Origin of the sequence: Streptomyces sp. Inha503 (assembly GCF_047215865.1) — a bacterium.
In the GTDB taxonomy this organism is placed as follows: Bacteria; Actinomycetota; Actinomycetes; order Streptomycetales; family Streptomycetaceae; genus Streptomyces; species Streptomyces lycopersici.
In genome coordinates this window covers 10,351,072-10,366,461 of record NZ_CP178360.1, presented here as the reverse complement: position 1 = coordinate 10,366,461, position 15,390 = coordinate 10,351,072, and the positions used below count along the sequence as shown (strand labels likewise).

Below are 15,390 nucleotides of genomic sequence, written 5' to 3'. Positions count from 1 at the left end.
CCGCTGAGCATAGTAAGCGTTGCTGACCTGCCATGGGGCGGTGCGTTCCGGTCTCCGGGGAGGCTGGCCGGGGCGGTGGGCCGGACCGGATCGTCGGTATGCTCGCCGCCATGTCCCTCCCCCCGACAACCACCCCATCAGGGGATGAAACCCCCGTACGCGGACGCGATGACGCCTGTCCGGGCGCGCTGCGGCTGCACCCGGCGGACGACGGTTCGCTGGCCCGGATCCGGGTGCCTGGCGGGCTGTTGACGGCTCGTCAGGCGCGGGCGCTGGGGCGGGTGGCCGAGGAGCTGGGCGACGGGCGGCTGGACATCACCTCACGGGGCAACGCGCAGGTGCGCGGCCTGGCGGCGGGGTGTGGCGGGGAGCTGGCGGCCCGGCTGCGGGCGGCCGGGCTGCTTCCGTCGGACCGCCATGACCGGGTGCGCAACATCGTGGCGTCGCCGCTGTCCGGCCTGGACGGCGCGGGGCACGCCGATGTGGTGGCGTGGGTACGGGAGTTGGACGCCGTGCTGTGCGCTGAGGCAAGCGTCGACGCGTTGGCGGGGCGCGGGGAATTGTCGGGCTTGTCGGGCAGGTTTCTGTTCGCGCTGGACGATGGGCGTGGCGATGTGGCCGCGTTGGGCGCGGATGTGACATTGATCGCAACGCCTGGTGGTGGAGCGGTGCTGCGGGTCGGGGGGCCGCCGGCGGGTGCGGGGGTGGCGAGCGTCGGCACGGGCGGGGCGGCCGCACGGGGTGATCTGCGGGTGCGCGGCGAGGACGCGGCGCGGGCGGCCGCGCTGGCGGCGGTGGAGTTCCTGGCGCGGGCACGGGAGAGCGGGACCCGGGCGTGGCGCGTCCGGGAACTGCCCGCGCAACACGCCGTGACCGCCGATCGCTTGGCGGCCCGACTCGCCGACGCGGACATCCACACCGAGCCGCACCCGGGCGCGCCGGGCCCGCGCCCGCCGCAACCACCACCCGCCCCCGGCCTGGTCCCCGGCCCGGACGGGCGCCACGCGCTGTCCGTCGCCCTCCCCCTGGGCCGGGTGAGCGCCGCGCAGTGGCGGCTGCTCACCGGGCTCGCCTCCCGGAGCGGGGCGGATGAGCTGCGTATGACACCCTGGCGCGGCGTGGTGCTCCCCGGCTTCGCCCCGGACGACACGCGCGGCGCCTTGTCGGAACTGTCCGACGCGGGACTGGTGACCACGCCGGACTCGCCGTGGCTCGGGGTCGGCGCGTGTACGGGACGCCCCGGCTGCGCCAAGTCCCTGGCGGATGTGCGGGCCCACGCGACACGCATGGCCGCGGGCACGGCGCGCCAGGGCGCGCCCGATCCGCTGCCGGTGTACGTCTCCGGCTGTGAACGGCGCTGCGGCCACCCCGGGGGCCGCTGGGTGGACGTGCTGGCGACCGGCGACACGGATTATCGGGTCACCGTGCGCGGCGGCGCGAAGGACGACACGCCGGAGGCGGAGGACGGTGTGGAAGTGACAGCAGAGCAGTTGGCCGGCGCCGTTGCGGCGGCCCGTGGAACGACATGATCGAGGACACCGTGTTCGACTACGAGAAGGACGGGGCGGCCATCTACCGCGCGTCCTTTGCCACCATCCGCGCCGAGGCCGACCTCGGGGGGCTCCCCGCCGACGTCAGCCAGGTGGCGGTGCGGATGATCCACGCCTGCGGCATGGTCGACCTGGTCAAGGATCTCGCGTACACCCCCGAGGTGGTCTCCCGCGCCCGCGCCGCGCTGCGGTCCGGCGCGCCCGTGCTCTGCGACGCGCGCATGGTGGCCAGCGGGGTCACCCGCAAGCGGCTGCCCGCCGACAACGAGGTGATCTGCACCCTTGCGGACCCCGCCGTACCGGAGTTGGCGCGGCGCATGGGCACCACGCGCAGCGCCGCCGCGCTGGAGCTGTGGCGGGACCGGCTCGAGGGGTCGGTGGTGGCGGTCGGCAACGCGCCCACGGCGCTGTTCCGGCTGCTGGAGATGATCGAAGAGGGAGGGGCGGGCGCGCCGCGCCCGGCCGCCGTGATCGGCGTGCCGGTGGGCTTCATCGGCGCGGCCGAGTCCAAGGAGGCGCTGGCCGGGCATCCGGCGGCGCTCGACCACCTGGTGGTGCACGGCCGGCGCGGCGGCAGCGCCATCGCCGCGGCCGCGATCAACGCGATAGCGAGCGAGGAAGAGTGAGCGAGCAGCAGACGGGCCGGCTCTACGGTGTGGGGCTCGGCCCCGGCGACCCCTCCCTGATGACCGTACGCGCCGTGGAGGTCATCGCCGCGGCCGACGTCATCGCGTACCACAGCGCCCGGCACGGGCGCAGCATCGCGCGCTCCATCGCCGAGCGCCATCTGCGGCCCGACCACATCGAGGAGCGGCTGGTCTACCCGGTCACCACGGAGACCACCGACCACCCGGGCGGCTATCGCGGCGCCATGGAGGAGTTCTACGCGGACGCGGCCGCACGGCTCGCCGCGCATCTGGACGCGGGGCGCACGGTGGCGGTGCTCGCGGAGGGCGATCCGCTCTTCTACGGCTCGTACATGCACATGCACAAGCGGCTCGCCGACCGCTACCCCACCGAGGTCATCCCCGGTGTCACCTCGGTCAGCGCCGCGGCCGCACGGCTCGGCACACCGCTGGTGGAGGGCGAGGAGGTGATGACGGTCCTCCCCGGCACGCTGCCGGAGGAGGAGTTGACGGCCCGGCTGGCCACGGCGGACGCGGCGGCCGTGATGAAGCTCGGCCGGACCTTCCCGACGGTGCGCCGGGCGCTTGAGCGGTCGGGACGGCTCGCGGACGCGCGCTATGTGGAGCGCGCCACGATGAACGCGGAGCGGACCGCCCCGCTGGCCGAGGTCGACCCGGAGTCGGTGCCGTACTTCTCGATGGCGGTGCTGCCGAGCCGCGTGGACGCGCCGCGCGGTGACGACGTGGACGCGGCGCGCGGTGACGACGGCGACGCGCCGATCGGCGACCGCGGTGACGCGCCGAGCCGTGACCGCGAGGGCGCGCCATACGGTGACCGCGTGGACGCGCCGAGCGGTGCGTCCGGCCGTCCGGGCGAGGTCGTGGTCGTCGGCCTCGGCCCGGCCGGTCCGCTGTGGCTCACCCCCGAGGCGCGCGGCGAGCTGGCCGCCGCCGAGGATCTCGTCGGCTACACCACGTACCTGGACCGAGTGCCCGTACGGCCGGGCCAGCGGCGTCACGCATCCGACAACAAGGTCGAGGCCGTACGCGCCGAGTTCGCCCTCGACCTCGCCCGGCGGGGTCGGCGTGTCGCCGTGGTCTCCTCGGGCGACCCGGGCGTGTTCGCCATGGCCACCGCCGTCCTGGAGGCCGCCTGCGAGGACCCCTACCGCGAGGTCCCGGTGCGGATCGTCCCCGGTATGACGGCGGCCCACGCGGCCGCCGCCCGGGCCGGTGCCCCGCTCGGCCACGACTACGCGGTGATCTCACTCTCCGACCGGCTCAAGCCCTGGGAGGTCATCGCCGAGCGGCTGCGCGCCGCCGCGGCGGCCGACCTGGTGCTCGCCCTCTACAACCCCGGCTCCCGCAGCCGTGTCTGGCAGGTGGGCAAGGCGCGCGAACTCCTGCTGGAGCACCGCGCCCCCGACACGCCCGTGGTGCTGGGCCGCGACATCGGCGGCCCCGGGGAACGCGTGCGGATCGTCCGGCTGGCCGACCTCGACCCGGCCCAGGTCGACATGCGCACGATCCTCCTGGTGGGCTCCACCCAGACCCGCACGGTCCGCCGCGGCGACGGCACCGACATCGTCTGGACCCCGCGCCGCTACCCGGAGTCGTAGCGTCCGGCGTGCTTCTGGCGCGGAGCGCCCCGGCTCAGGCCAGGGTCGTCCACAGCCAGGCGGCGGCTTCGGCCGGGGTTTCGGCCACCGGGATGCCCTGGGGAGCGGGTGGGCGGCGGATGATGACGACCGGGAGGGCGGCGGCGCGGGCCGCGGCGAGTTTGGGGGCGGTGGCGTGGGCGCCGCTGTCCTTGGTGACCAGCACCTCGACGCGATGGCGGCGCAGCAGCTCCGCCTCGCCCTCGAGGGTGAACGGGCCGCGGTCGAGGATCACCTCCATCCGGGGCGGGACCGGCGGCTCGGGCGCGTCGACCGAGCGGACCAGGAACCACTGCCCCGTCAGATGGGCGAAGGCGGCCAGGCCCATCCGTCCCGTGGTGAGGAAGATCCGCTCCCCCAGGCCGGGCAGCAGCCGCGCGGCCTCGGCCAGCGAGCCCGCCGAATGCCAGCGGTCGCCCGGGCCGGGTACCCAGCCGGGGCGGCGCAGGGCGAGCAGGGGAACATGGACGTCTGCGGCCGCCCGAGCCGCGTGGGAACTGATCGTGTCGGCGAAAGGATGGGTGGCGTCGATGACCGCGTCGACCTGGTGCTCGCGGAGCCAGCGGGCCATGCCCTCGGCGCCGCCGAACCCGCCGATCCGCACCCGCCCCACCGGCAGCCGCGGCGCGGCGACCCGGCCCGCGAGGGAGCTGGTGACGCGCAGCGCGGGCGTGTCGGCGAGCTCCTCGGCGAGGCGGCGCGCCTCGGTGGTGCCGCCGAGGATGAGCACATGGCGCGCCGGTGCGCTGTTCATCGGGATCGGGTGCCTTTCGTCGTCCGTGCGCCCGTCATCGTATGCGCGGCGGCCCACCCATGGCTGAGGCGGAGACGACGGCCGAGGCGGAGACGACGGCCGAGGCGACCGGGGGGCGGGGCGCGCAGCTGGAGCGGTCGGGGCTGCGGCACGGCTGGACCACCGGGGCGTGTGCCACCGCCGCGACCACGGCCGCGTACACCGCGCTGCTGGGCGCGGAGTTCCCCGATCCGGTGACCATCGAACTGCCCAAGGGCCAGCGGCCCGCGTTCGCGCTCGCCGCCGAGGAACTGACGGCGGACCGCGCTATGGCCGCGGTCGTCAAGGACGCGGGGGACGATCCGGATGTGACCCACGGCGCGCTGGTCAGGGCCACGGTACGGGTTCTGCCGCCCGGCAGCGGAGTGGTCTTCCGGGCCGGTCCCGGCGTTGGCACGGTGACCCGGCCCGGACTCCCGCTCGACGTGGGCGAACCCGCCATCAACCCCGTCCCGCGCCAGATGATGCGCGACCACATCGGCTCGGTCGCGGCCCGGCACGGCGGAACCGGCGACGTCGAGATCGAGATCTCGGTGGACCACGGCGAGGAGATCGCCCGCTCCACCTGGAATCCACGCCTGGGCATCCTCGGCGGGCTGTCCATCCTCGGCACGACGGGCATCGTGGTGCCCTACTCCTGCTCGGCCTGGATCGACAGCATCCGGCGCGGAGTGGATGTCGCCCGCGCGGCGGGGCGCACGCATGTCGCGGGCTGTACGGGCTCGACGTCCGAGAAGGTGGCGGTGGCCGTGCACGGGCTGCCGCAGGACGCGCTGCTGGACATGGGCGACTTCGCGGGCGCGGTCCTGAAGTATCTGCGCCGCCACCCGGTGGACCGGCTGACGGTCGCCGGCGGCTTCGCCAAGCTCTCCAAACTGGCCGCGGGCCATCTGGACCTGCACTCCTCCCGGTCCCAGGTGGACAAGGGCTTCCTCGCGGAACTGGCCCGCCGGGGAGGGGCCGACGAGGAGCTCGCGGAGGCGGTGGCGACGGCCAACACCGGCCTGGAGACCGTACAGCTCTGCACCGCCCGCGGCGTCCCCCTCGGCGACCTGGTCGCGGCGGCGGCCCGCGACACGGCCCTCGGGGTGCTGCGCGGGGCACCGGTGGCGGTGGACGTCATCTGCATCGACCGCACCGGCACGATCGTGGGCCGCGCCGACCCACGCGGCCCCCGGGCCCGCTGACCCCGTCGTCGCGCGTGGCGCGCCGCGCCATGTGCGGCGGTGTACCGCCCCCCTCAGCCCGACACACCCCAACGCGACGTCACACGGCACCGCACGGTACCGCCGCCGGTCAGCCAAGGCGCGACACGCCCCGCCCGCCGGTGCCGACGGCTCCGGCCGTCGGCACGACACGCCGGAGAAGCGTACGGCGCCCGCCACGCGCCACTGCGGGCGGATACCCTCCTCGCCCAGTGCCCCGGGCCGGGCGTGCGGATCGCGGCACCCACCGCTCGTCCCCCGGCACACGGCGCCGCTGCCTTCGCCCCCGGACGCGACACGCCACGCGCCGCCCCGCCCACGCGAGGCCGCACACGGCCCGCCGCGCGCTGGTCATGGCGCGGCCCGTACGCCGAGGGGTGTGGTCACCGAGCTCACCCGCGGGCCGTCGCGCATGACGTCGCCGCCATCGCCACCGCAGCCATGGCGTGCCAACGGCAGCATGGCCTGCATGAGCCCGCCGCACGCCACCGGGCCGGGCGCCTGTCGCACCCGGTCCCCTATGCCGCACAGGAGCGCGGATCGCGCCCACTCCGCGGTCCGCCACGCGCGGCGCTGATTCCCTCACCGTCGCGGACACGGCGCGCCACGCGCGGCACGGCACACCCGAAACCGCGCACGGGCGCCTGCCGGGAGCGAGAGGCTCAGCTGGTGGGCCGGGAGCCGGGGACGCAGGGGCGGGTCCTGGCCGGGGAGTAGAGGTGGCTGTCGGGGAACTGGGCGGCGGCCAGGGTTCGGCCGACGATGATGACCGCTGTGCGGACCACGCCTGCCGCCTTCACCTGGGCCGCTATGTCGTCCAGGGTGCCGCGCAGGACCAGTTCGTCGGGGCGGCTGGCCATGGCGACCACGGCGGCCGGGCAGTCGGCGCCGTAGTGCGGCAGGAGTTCGGCGACGACGCGGTCCACATAGCGGGCGGCGAGGTGCAGGACGAGCAGGGCGCCGCCGCGGCCCAGGGTGGCCAGATCCTCGCCGTCCGGCATGGGGGTGGCCTGCTGGGCGATGCGGGTGAGGATGACGGTCTGGCCGACGGTCGGGATCGTCAGCTCGCGCTTCAGAGCGGCGGCCGCGGCGGCGAAGGCGGGGACGCCCGGGACCACGTCGTACGGAACGCCGGCCGCGTCCAGGCGGCGCATCTGCTCGGCGACGGCGCTGAAGACCGACGGATCGCCGGAGTGGAGGCGGGCCACATCGTGGCCCGCCTCGTGGGCGGCGACCAGCTCGGCGGTGATCTGGTCCAGGTCGAGCTGGGCGGTGTCGACGAGGCGGGCGTCCGGCGGGCATTCGGCGAGGAGTTCACGGGGCACCAGGCTGCCCGCGTACAGGCACACCCGGCAGCGGGCCAGGGTCCGGGCGCCGCGCACCGTGATCAGGTCGGCGGCGCCGGGGCCCGCGCCGATGAAGTACACCGTCATCGTGTTTCTCCTTGTGCGGCTTCGACGGATCCCCCGGGATCGGCGGCGTCCCCGCCAGGGCCTCGGGAAGCGAGCGGTTTGGTGGCGGACCACTGGGTGACCGGCATCGCCTGCCGCCAGCCGGTGAACGCCCCGACCGGGGTGGCGTGGGAGACGGCGAGGCGGACGAGGTCGCCGCCGTGGCGGCGGTACCAGTCGGCGAGCAGCGCCTCGGATTCCAGGGTCACGGTGTTGGCCACGATCCGGCCGCCCGGCGGCAGGGCCGCCCAGCACGCCTCCAGCGCTCCGGGGGCGGTCAGGCCGCCGCCGACGAAGACCGCGTCGGGGGCGGGCAGTCCGGCCAGCGCGTCCGGGGCGGCGCCGGTGACGACGGTCAGCCCGGGCACACCGAGCGCGGCGGCGTTGCGGCCGATGCGCTCGGCGCGCACCGCGTCGCGTTCGACCGAGACCGCCCGGCAGGTGCGGTGGGCGCGCATCCACTCCACGGCGATGGACCCCGAGCCGCCGCCGACGTCCCACAGCAGCTCCCCGGGGGCCGGGGCGAGCGCGGCGAGGGTGGCGGCCCGCACATGGCGCTTGGTCAGCTGGCCGTCGTGGTCGTACGCCGCGTCGGGCAGCCCCGGCGTGAGCGCCGGCGGCCGGGCGGCGCCGTCCGCCGGGGCGCAGTCGACGGCGATGACGTTGAGGGGGTCGCCGGGCGGGTGGGGCCACGCCTCGGCCGTGCCCTCCACACAGCGCTCCTCCGCGCTCCCCAGCTGTTCCAGCACCCGCATCCGGCTCGGGCCGAAGCCGCGCTCCCCGAGCGCCCCGGCCACCTCGGCGGGGGTGTCCGCGCCCGCGCTGAGCACGAGGAGCCGCCGTCCGGCGTACAGCTCACGGTTCAGCGTGGCCAGGGGGCGGCCGACGAGGCTGACCACCTCGGTCTCCTCCAGCGCCCAGCCGAGCCGCGCACAGGCCAGGGAGACGGATGACGGATGGGGCAGCACCCGCAGCCGCTCGGCGCCCAGCAGCTCGGCCAGGGTGCGGCCGATGCCGTAGAACATGGGGTCGCCGCTGGCCAGCACGGAGATCCGCCGCCCGGTGTGCGCGGCGAACAGCCCGGGGACGGCGGGGCGCAGCGGGGACGGCCAGGCCACCCGTTCACCGGGGCACTCCCGCGGCAGCAGGCCCAGATGGCGCCGTCCGCCGATGACCACCTCGGCCGTGCGCAGCGCCTCGCGGGCGGCGGGGCCGAGCCCCTCCCAGCCGTCGGCGCCGATCCCGATGACGGTCACGGGGGGAGGCGGCGGGCTCACGGTGGTCACCTTCGGGGTCGGGGGCGGCTTCGGGGCCGGGGACGGTCCGCGAAACTCTGGGGACGGTCCACGAAACTCTACTGACCTGCTACGACGCCCCGGCCCCCGGCTCCCGCTCGCGCTCGCGCTCCAGCTCGGCCAGTGCGAGCAGTTGCTCGACGGTCATGTCCTCGGGGATCGGCACCGGCGCCGGAGTCCGCAGCGGTGGCTGCCAGCCCTCTTCCGGGGCCCAGCGCCGTATGATCCGGGCCGGCGCCCCGGCCACCACGGCGTGGTCGGGCACCTCGCCCCGTACGACCGCGCCCGCCGCGACCACCACATTGCGGCCCAGCCGCGCCCCCGGCAGGATCACCGCGCCCGCGCCCAGCCAGCTGCCGGGGCCGATGCGGACGGGCGCGGAGCGTGGCCACTGACGGCCGATGGGCTGGTCGGGATCGTCGTAGGAGTGGTTGTCGCTGGTCACATAGACGTACGGGCCGCAGAAGACATCGTCGCCGAACTCCACGCGCACGGAGGCGATCACATGGCTGCCCCGGCCCAGCACCACGCCGTTGCCGATGCGCAGCACCGGTTCGGGGCCGAGGTCCACATCGGGCATCATGCCGGCGGTGAGGGTCACCTGCTCGCCGATGACGCAGTGCTCGCCGAGCTCGATCCACGGTTCGCCGAAGAGGGTGCCCTGGGGGAACGCCAGCCGGGTGCCGACGCCGATGCGGCCGAAGCGGTACGGGCCGGGGCGCTCGGCGGTCACCGCGCCGGCCCGCTGTACGGCGCGCCATCCACGGTGGACCAGCCGGGAAGTGACACGTCCGCACCAGCCCCGCCAGGATGAGAACACGTTCTCCTTCTTCGGCATTCGCCCACCGTATCGACCCATCGGGAGAGCGTCCGCCTCACCCCGGCGTCCCGCGCCCACTCCCCCGCCCCGGCGCCTCGCGCAAGACGCAGTCGCCGCACAACCCGCCGCCCGGCACCCGGTAGTAGAGACAGCAGGTGCGGCGCCGATAGCCAAGGGGCGCGGTGCTCAGGGCGCCGACGTCGCGCAGCGGCGGGTGGTCGAGTTGGGCGCGCGCCAGCTCGACGGCCCGGTCCGCCGCCTCGGCGCGGCCGCGCGCCCGGCACCAGTCGTGCAGCACCCGCAGCGAACCGGTCAGCGCCGAGGCCGCGTTGCCCCACAGCAGCCGCCCCGAGACCCGGTACGCCCGCTCGACGGCGCGGTGCAGCGGCATCAGATGGACGAACGCCGCGGTGCCCAGCTGACCGGCGAGTCCTCCCGGTTCGCCCATCACGGACGGCGCGCCGGGCCACCACAGGTCGTCGGGGGCGACACGCCCGGGGTTCCACCACAGCCGGTCGGGCCGGAGGTGGGGCACCGCGCCGGAGAGGGCCGCCGGGCCGAGCGCGAGCGACCACACCCGGGCGGCGAGCCCCTGGAAGACGAGCGAGGCCGCGACCCTCGACTCATCGGTGCCCAGGCTCGCGGCGACCGCCTCGACACGGGCGCGCAGCACCGGTCCCGCGGCGCCCGTGCCGGTCAGCCGGTAGGCCTCGCCGATCCGCGCGTACCCCTCCGCGCTCGGATCGCCGCCGCCGGTGCGCAGCGCGAAGAACGGTCCGACCAGCGCCGCGTCCGGCAGCGGCGCCTCATCCACCCTCGGCCGGGCCCTGGAACGCCGCCAGCAGCCGGTCCGCCGCCAGCGTGGCCGTCAGCGCGCCCTCACGGACCCGCTGCTCCAGCTCGGGCCCGAGCCGCCGCACCTCGGGGTGGGCGTGCAGTCGCGCGAGCAGCTGGTCGCGCACCATCGACCAGGTCCAGTCCACCTGCTGGTCGCGCCGCTTGGCGTGCAGCGCGCCCGTGGCCTCCAGCACCCGCCGGTGCTGCTCCAGGCGCTCCCACACCACATCGAGCCCGGTGGACTCGCGGGCGCTGCATGTGAGCACCGGCGGGTTCCAGGGCGCGTCCGGCGGCTGCAACAGCCGCAGCGCGCCCGCCAGTTCACGGGCGGCCGACTTGGCGTCCCGCGCGTGCGGTCCGTCGGCCTTGTTGATGGTGACCACGTCGGCCAGCTCCAGGACGCCCTTCTTGATGCCCTGGAGCTGATCGCCGGTGCGGGCCAGGGAGAGCAGCAGGAAGGAGTCGACCATGTTGGCCACCGCGGTCTCGGACTGGCCCACGCCCACGGTCTCCACGAGCACCACGTCATAGCCCGCGGCCTCCATGACGACCATGGACTCGCGGGTGGCGCGGGCGACCCCGCCCAGCGTCCCGGCGCTGGGCGAGGGCCGTACGAAGGCGCCTGGATCGACCGCCAGCCGCTCCATCCGGGTCTTGTCGCCCAGGATGGAGCCGCCGGTGCGGGTCGACGATGGGTCGACGGCCAGGACCGCGACCTTGTGGCCGACCCCGGTGAGCATGGTGCCCAGGGCGTCGATGAAGGTGGACTTGCCGACACCGGGGACCCCGCTGATGCCGATCCGCCGGGCCCCGCCGGTGTGCGGAAGCAGCTCGACCAGCAGCCGCTGTGCGAGGTCGTGGTGGTCGGGGCGGGTGGACTCGACGAGCGTGATCGCACGCGCGATGTACGCGCGCTTGCCGTCGAGTACACCCTTGGCGTACTCCTCGATGTCGATCGTCCGTGGCATTACAGCTCGTGGCCGAGGTCGGCGGCCAGCTTCCGCACCAGGTCGTGGGCGGCGTCCGGGATGACCGTGCCCGGCAGGAAGACGGCGGCCGCGCCGGCCTCGTGCAGGGTCTGGACGTCCTGCGGCGGGATGACCCCGCCGACCACGATCGTGATGTCCTCACGCCCCGCCTCGGCCAGCTGCTCACGCAGCGCGGGGACCAGCGTGAGGTGGCCGGCCGCGAGCGACGACACGCCGATGATGTGCACATCGGCCTCCACCGCCTGCCGCGCGACCTCCTCGGGGGTCTGGAACAGCGGGCCGACGTCGACGTCGAAGCCCAGGTCGGCGAAGGCGGTGGCGATCACCTTCTGGCCGCGGTCATGCCCGTCCTGGCCCATCTTGGCGACCAGGATGCGCGGGCGGCGGCCCTCCTCGCGCTCGAACGCCTCGACCAGCGTACGGGTGCGGTCCACGCCGGACGACGGTCCGGCCTCGTCTCGGTACACACCGGAGATCGTACGGATCTGGCCGGAGTGGCGGCCATAGACCTTCTCCAGCGCGTCGGAGATCTCGCCGACGGTGGCTTTGGCGCGGGCGGCGTCCACGGCCAGCGCCAGCAGATTGCCCTCAAGACCGGTGCCGGGACCGGATTCGGCGGCCGCGGTCAGGGCGCGCAGCGCGTCCTGGCAGGCCGCCTCGTCACGCTCGGCGCGCAGCCGCCGCAGCTTCTCGATCTGCTGGGCGCGCACCACGGAGTTGTCGACCGCGCGGACCTCGATCGCCTCATCGCTGTCCACCCGATACTTGTTGACGCCGATCACCGGCTGGCGCCCGGAGTCGATGCGCGCCTGGGTGCGGGCCGCGGCCTCCTCGACGCGCAGCTTGGGGATGCCCGCGTCGATGGCCTTGGCCATACCGCCGGCCGCCTCGACCTCCTCGATGTGCTGCCAGGCCCGCCGCGCCAGGTCGTAGGTCAGCTTCTCGACGTACGCGCTGCCGCCCCAGGGGTCGATGACCCGGGTGGTGCCCGACTCCTGCTGGAGCAGGATCTGGGTGTTGCGGGCGATACGCGCGGAGAAGTCGGTGGGCAGCGCCAGCGCCTCGTCCAGGGCGTTGGTGTGCAGCGACTGGGTGTGGCCCTGTGTGGCGGCCATGGCCTCCACACAGGTGCGCGCCACGTTGTTGTAGACGTCCTGGGCGGTCAGCGACCAGCCGGAGGTCTGCGAATGGGTGCGCAGGCTGAGCGACTTGGGGTTCTTCGGGTCGAACTGCTTGACCAGCTTGGCCCACAGCAGCCGCGCCGCCCGCAGCTTGGCGACCTCCATGAAGAAGTTCATGCCGATGGCCCAGAAGAACGACAGCCGGGGCGCGAAGGCGTCCACGTCCATCCCGGCGTCCATCCCGGCCCGCAGGTACTCCACACCGTCGGCGAGGGTGTAGGCCAGCTCCAGATCGGCCGTGGCCCCGGCCTCCTGGATGTGGTAGCCGGAGATGGAGATGGAGTTGTAGCGCGGCATCCGCTGCGAGGTGAAGGCGAAGATGTCGGAGATGATCCGCATCGACGGCTGCGGCGGATAGATGTAGGTGTTGCGGACCATGAACTCCTTGAGGATGTCGTTCTGAATGGTCCCGGCCAGCTTCTCGGGCGGTACGCCCTGTTCCTCGGCGGCCACGATGTAGAGCGCGAGCACGGGCAGCACCGCGCCGTTCATCGTCATCGACACGCTCATCCGGTCCAGCGGGATGCCGTCGAAGAGCTGCCGCATGTCGTAGATGGAGTCGATGGCCACACCCGCCATGCCGACGTCACCGGTGACCCGGGGGTGGTCGCTGTCGTAGCCCCGGTGGGTGGGCAGGTCGAAGGCGACCGACAGGCCCTTCTGGCCGGCCGCGAGGTTGCGGCGGTAGAAGGCGTTGGACTCCTCGGCGGTGGAGAAGCCCGCGTACTGCCGGATGGTCCAGGGCTGGTTGACGTACATCGTCGGGTACGGGCCGCGCAGATAGGGCGCGGCGCCGGGGTAGGTGCCCAGGAAGTCGACGCCCTCGAGGTCCTCGGCGGTGTAGAGCGGTTTGACCCCGATGCCCTCGGGGGTGTCCCACACCAGGTCCTCCACGCCCTTGCCCACGCCGTTCTGGAACGCGGCGGCCCAGTCACCGGAGCTGGGCACCGGGCCTTCGGCCGGTCCGTCCAGATCGACCGCCGAGAAGTCCGGGATCTTCCCGGGCTCCACCGGAGAGCCCGTCATCACGCCACCCCCATGGTGTCCAGAGCCGAGGTGAGCACCTCGACCGCGTCGCAGCCCGCGAAGACGTATCCGTCCACTCCGGCCCGCTCGTACTCGTCCTGTTGTGCCCCCGGCCGTCCGGCCAGGTAGACCCGGGTCGCCCCGGCCGCCTTCAGCCGCTCGGCCACGGCGGCCGCCTCCTCCGCGTACAGCTTGTCGCTGGAGCACAGGCAGGCCACGCGGGCGCCGCTGGCGGTGAACGCCTCGGCGACCGTCTCCGCGGTCACGGTGACCGGCTCGTGAACGGCCTCGATGCCGCCCGCCTGGAAGAGGTTGGAGGCGAAGGAGGCGCGGGCGGTGTGCGCGGCGGCGGGGCCCAGCGCGGCCAGGAAGATCCTGGGCCGGCCGCCCTCGGCCGCCAGATGGGCGTCGGAGCGGGTGCGCAGCGCCTCGTACGCCTCGTCGCGGCGGACCCTCGGCAGTCCGCCGCCAGGCTGCTCGGGCGCGCGCTCGCGCTCGACGGGCGGCTCGGCGAGGTTCGGGAACTCGCTGACGCCGGTGATCGGCTCCTTGCGGCGGGCGAGGGCGCGGCCGCGGCGGGCCCAGGTCTCCGCGAGCCGGTCGCGGACCAGCCCGGAGGCGAGGGCCGCGGCCATGCCCCCGGCGCGCTCGATCTCCTGGAACCAGGCCCAGGCGGCGCGGGCGACGTCGTCGGTGAGCTTCTCGACGTACCAGGAGCCGCCGGCCGGGTCGATCACCCGGGCCAGATGCGACTCCTCCAGCAGGATCGTGGAGGTGTTGCGGGCGATGCGCCGGGCGAAGTCGTCGGGGAGTCCGATGGCGCTGTCGAAGGGCAGCACGGTGACCGCGTCCGCGCCGCCCACGCCCGCGGCGAGGGTGGCCACGGTGGTGCGCAGCATGTTCACCCAGGGGTCGCGCCGGGTCATCATCACCGGCGAGGTCACCGCGTGCTGGCGCTGGGCGCGCGCCTCGGAGGGCGCGCCGCACGCCTGCGCCACCCGCGCCCACAGGCGCCGGGCGGCCCGGAGCTTGGCGATGGTGAGGAACTGGTCCGCGGTGGCCGCGTAGCGGAACTCCAGCTGCGCGCAGGCGGCTTCGACGCTCAGCCCCTCCCCGGTGAGGGTGCGCAGATACGCCACGGCGGCGGCGAGGGAGCAGCCGAGCTCCTCGGCGGCCCCGGCGCCCGCCTCGTGGTACGGCAGCGCGTCCACGGCGAAGGCCCGCACCCCCGGGTGGTCGCGGTCGCAGGTCAGCGCGAGGTCGGCGGCGGCGGCCAGCCGCCCGGCCAGGCCCTCGTCGCGTCCGGTGCGGGCCGCGAGCCCCAGCGGGTCCGCGCCGAGGTTGCCGAGCGCGGCGCCGGGCGGCACCTCGCGGCCCGCGTAGAGCCGCAGCAGGGCGCGGGCGGCGTCCTCGAAGTCGGCGCCCGCGTCGAGGGCGACGGTGGCGAGGTCGAGGTAGACCCCCTTCAGCGCCTCGGGCAGGGCGTCCACGGGCACTCCGGCCGCGCCGACCGCGAGCCAGACCGAACCGGCGCCGTTCTCCAGGTCGGCGAGGATCGCCTGGTTGGTGCGCGCCGGATCGGGGTGGGCGTGGCGCTGGCGCACGTCCCAGCCGGATACGGCGGAGCCCTCGGCCCGGCCGCCGCGCACGAAGGGCGCGAAGCCGGGGAAACCGGCGTCCCCGGGGGCGTCGTCGGCGGTGTAGAGGGGCTGGACGGTGATTCCGTCCTCGAGTGCGGTCGCGAGGGCCTCTTCGGCCTCGGCACCCACGGCGTCCGAAGTGCCGGTTTTACGCAGCACGCCTTCGACGAGGTGGCGCCATTGTTCTCGCGTCACTTCCGGGAAATCGTCGGCTAGGGGAAGCCCGTCGGGCAGGACCGTCATAGGAGGAGGCTAATGGGGTCCGCTAAAGCCGGAGCAGTGGTTAGGGCTGTGAGCTTACTCTCTAGTGATCTCAGGG

13 protein-coding genes are annotated in these 15,390 nt (G+C 74.8%); 4 read left to right on the top strand and 9 right to left on the bottom strand.

The window, feature by feature from the left end:
- Positions 1-110 precede the first annotated feature (110 nt).
- Genes cobG through ACJX2R_RS43580 form a run of 3 tightly spaced genes read left to right on the top strand, consistent with a single transcriptional unit; the run spans position 111 to position 3,795 of the window.
- Complete coding sequence (cobG, locus tag ACJX2R_RS43590) at positions 111-1,529, top strand: precorrin-3B synthase (RefSeq protein WP_413104581.1); 1,419 nt, start codon at positions 111-113, stop codon at positions 1,527-1,529.
- Positions 1,526-2,176, top strand: a complete 651-nt coding sequence (locus ACJX2R_RS43585; RefSeq protein WP_262705691.1) for a precorrin-8X methylmutase — start codon at positions 1,526-1,528, stop codon at positions 2,174-2,176. Before cobG ends, ACJX2R_RS43585 begins: the two co-directional genes overlap by 4 nt.
- Entirely contained in the window at positions 2,173-3,795 is a 1,623-nt protein-coding gene (locus ACJX2R_RS43580; protein WP_413104580.1) for a precorrin-2 C(20)-methyltransferase, read from the top strand. The genes ACJX2R_RS43585 and ACJX2R_RS43580 overlap by 4 nt, the downstream gene beginning before the upstream one ends.
- A 34-nt stretch (positions 3,796-3,829) precedes the next feature.
- On the opposite strand, the gene ACJX2R_RS43575 is transcribed toward ACJX2R_RS43580, so the two are convergent.
- Positions 3,830-4,588, bottom strand: coding sequence for a cobalt-precorrin-6A reductase (locus tag ACJX2R_RS43575; protein ID WP_413104579.1), 759 nt, complete (start codon positions 4,586-4,588; stop codon positions 3,830-3,832).
- A 59-nt stretch (positions 4,589-4,647) separates the two neighbouring features.
- Between ACJX2R_RS43575 and ACJX2R_RS43570 the strand changes: the two genes are divergently transcribed.
- Complete coding sequence (locus ACJX2R_RS43570) at positions 4,648-5,814, top strand: cobalt-precorrin-5B (C(1))-methyltransferase (RefSeq protein WP_413104578.1); 1,167 nt, start codon at positions 4,648-4,650, stop codon at positions 5,812-5,814.
- Positions 5,815-6,183: 369 nt separating this feature from the next.
- Here the strand turns inward: ACJX2R_RS43570 and ACJX2R_RS43565 are convergent, their stop codons facing one another.
- From ACJX2R_RS43565 to mutA, 8 genes are all read right to left on the bottom strand, one after another.
- Positions 6,184-6,342 carry a hypothetical protein gene (locus ACJX2R_RS43565; RefSeq protein ID WP_413104577.1) on the bottom strand — a complete coding sequence of 53 codons (159 nt, stop codon included), beginning with the start codon at positions 6,340-6,342 and terminating at the stop codon, positions 6,184-6,186.
- Between the two features lie 152 nt (positions 6,343-6,494).
- Positions 6,495-7,265: a precorrin-4 C(11)-methyltransferase gene (gene cobM / locus ACJX2R_RS43560; protein ID WP_413104576.1), complete on the bottom strand. Its 771-nt coding sequence runs from the start codon at positions 7,263-7,265 to the stop codon at positions 6,495-6,497.
- A complete protein-coding gene (gene cbiE / locus ACJX2R_RS43555) occupies positions 7,262-8,560 on the bottom strand; it encodes a precorrin-6y C5,15-methyltransferase (decarboxylating) subunit CbiE (RefSeq protein WP_413104575.1) in 1,299 nt (432 codons plus the stop codon). The genes cobM and cbiE overlap by 4 nt, the downstream gene beginning before the upstream one ends.
- A gap of 88 nt (positions 8,561-8,648) precedes the next feature.
- Entirely contained in the window at positions 8,649-9,416 is a 768-nt protein-coding gene (locus ACJX2R_RS43550) for an acyltransferase (protein ID WP_413104574.1), read from the bottom strand.
- Positions 9,417-9,453: 37 nt separating this feature from the next.
- A complete protein-coding gene (locus ACJX2R_RS43545) occupies positions 9,454-10,212 on the bottom strand; it encodes a (2Fe-2S)-binding protein (protein ID WP_413104573.1) in 759 nt (252 codons plus the stop codon).
- On the bottom strand, positions 10,205-11,203 hold the full coding sequence (meaB, locus tag ACJX2R_RS43540; protein WP_413104572.1) for a methylmalonyl Co-A mutase-associated GTPase MeaB: 999 nt from the start codon (positions 11,201-11,203) through the stop codon (positions 10,205-10,207). Before meaB ends, ACJX2R_RS43545 begins: the two co-directional genes overlap by 8 nt.
- On the bottom strand, positions 11,203-13,431 hold the full coding sequence (scpA, locus tag ACJX2R_RS43535; RefSeq protein WP_262705700.1) for a methylmalonyl-CoA mutase: 2,229 nt from the start codon (positions 13,429-13,431) through the stop codon (positions 11,203-11,205). The genes meaB and scpA overlap by 1 nt, the downstream gene beginning before the upstream one ends.
- The gene (gene mutA / locus ACJX2R_RS43530; RefSeq protein ID WP_413104571.1) at positions 13,431-15,314 is read right to left on the bottom strand and encodes a methylmalonyl-CoA mutase small subunit; all 1,884 of its coding nucleotides are present in this window, start codon (positions 15,312-15,314) and stop codon (positions 13,431-13,433) included. The genes scpA and mutA overlap by 1 nt, the downstream gene beginning before the upstream one ends.
- Positions 15,315-15,390 lie beyond the last annotated feature (76 nt).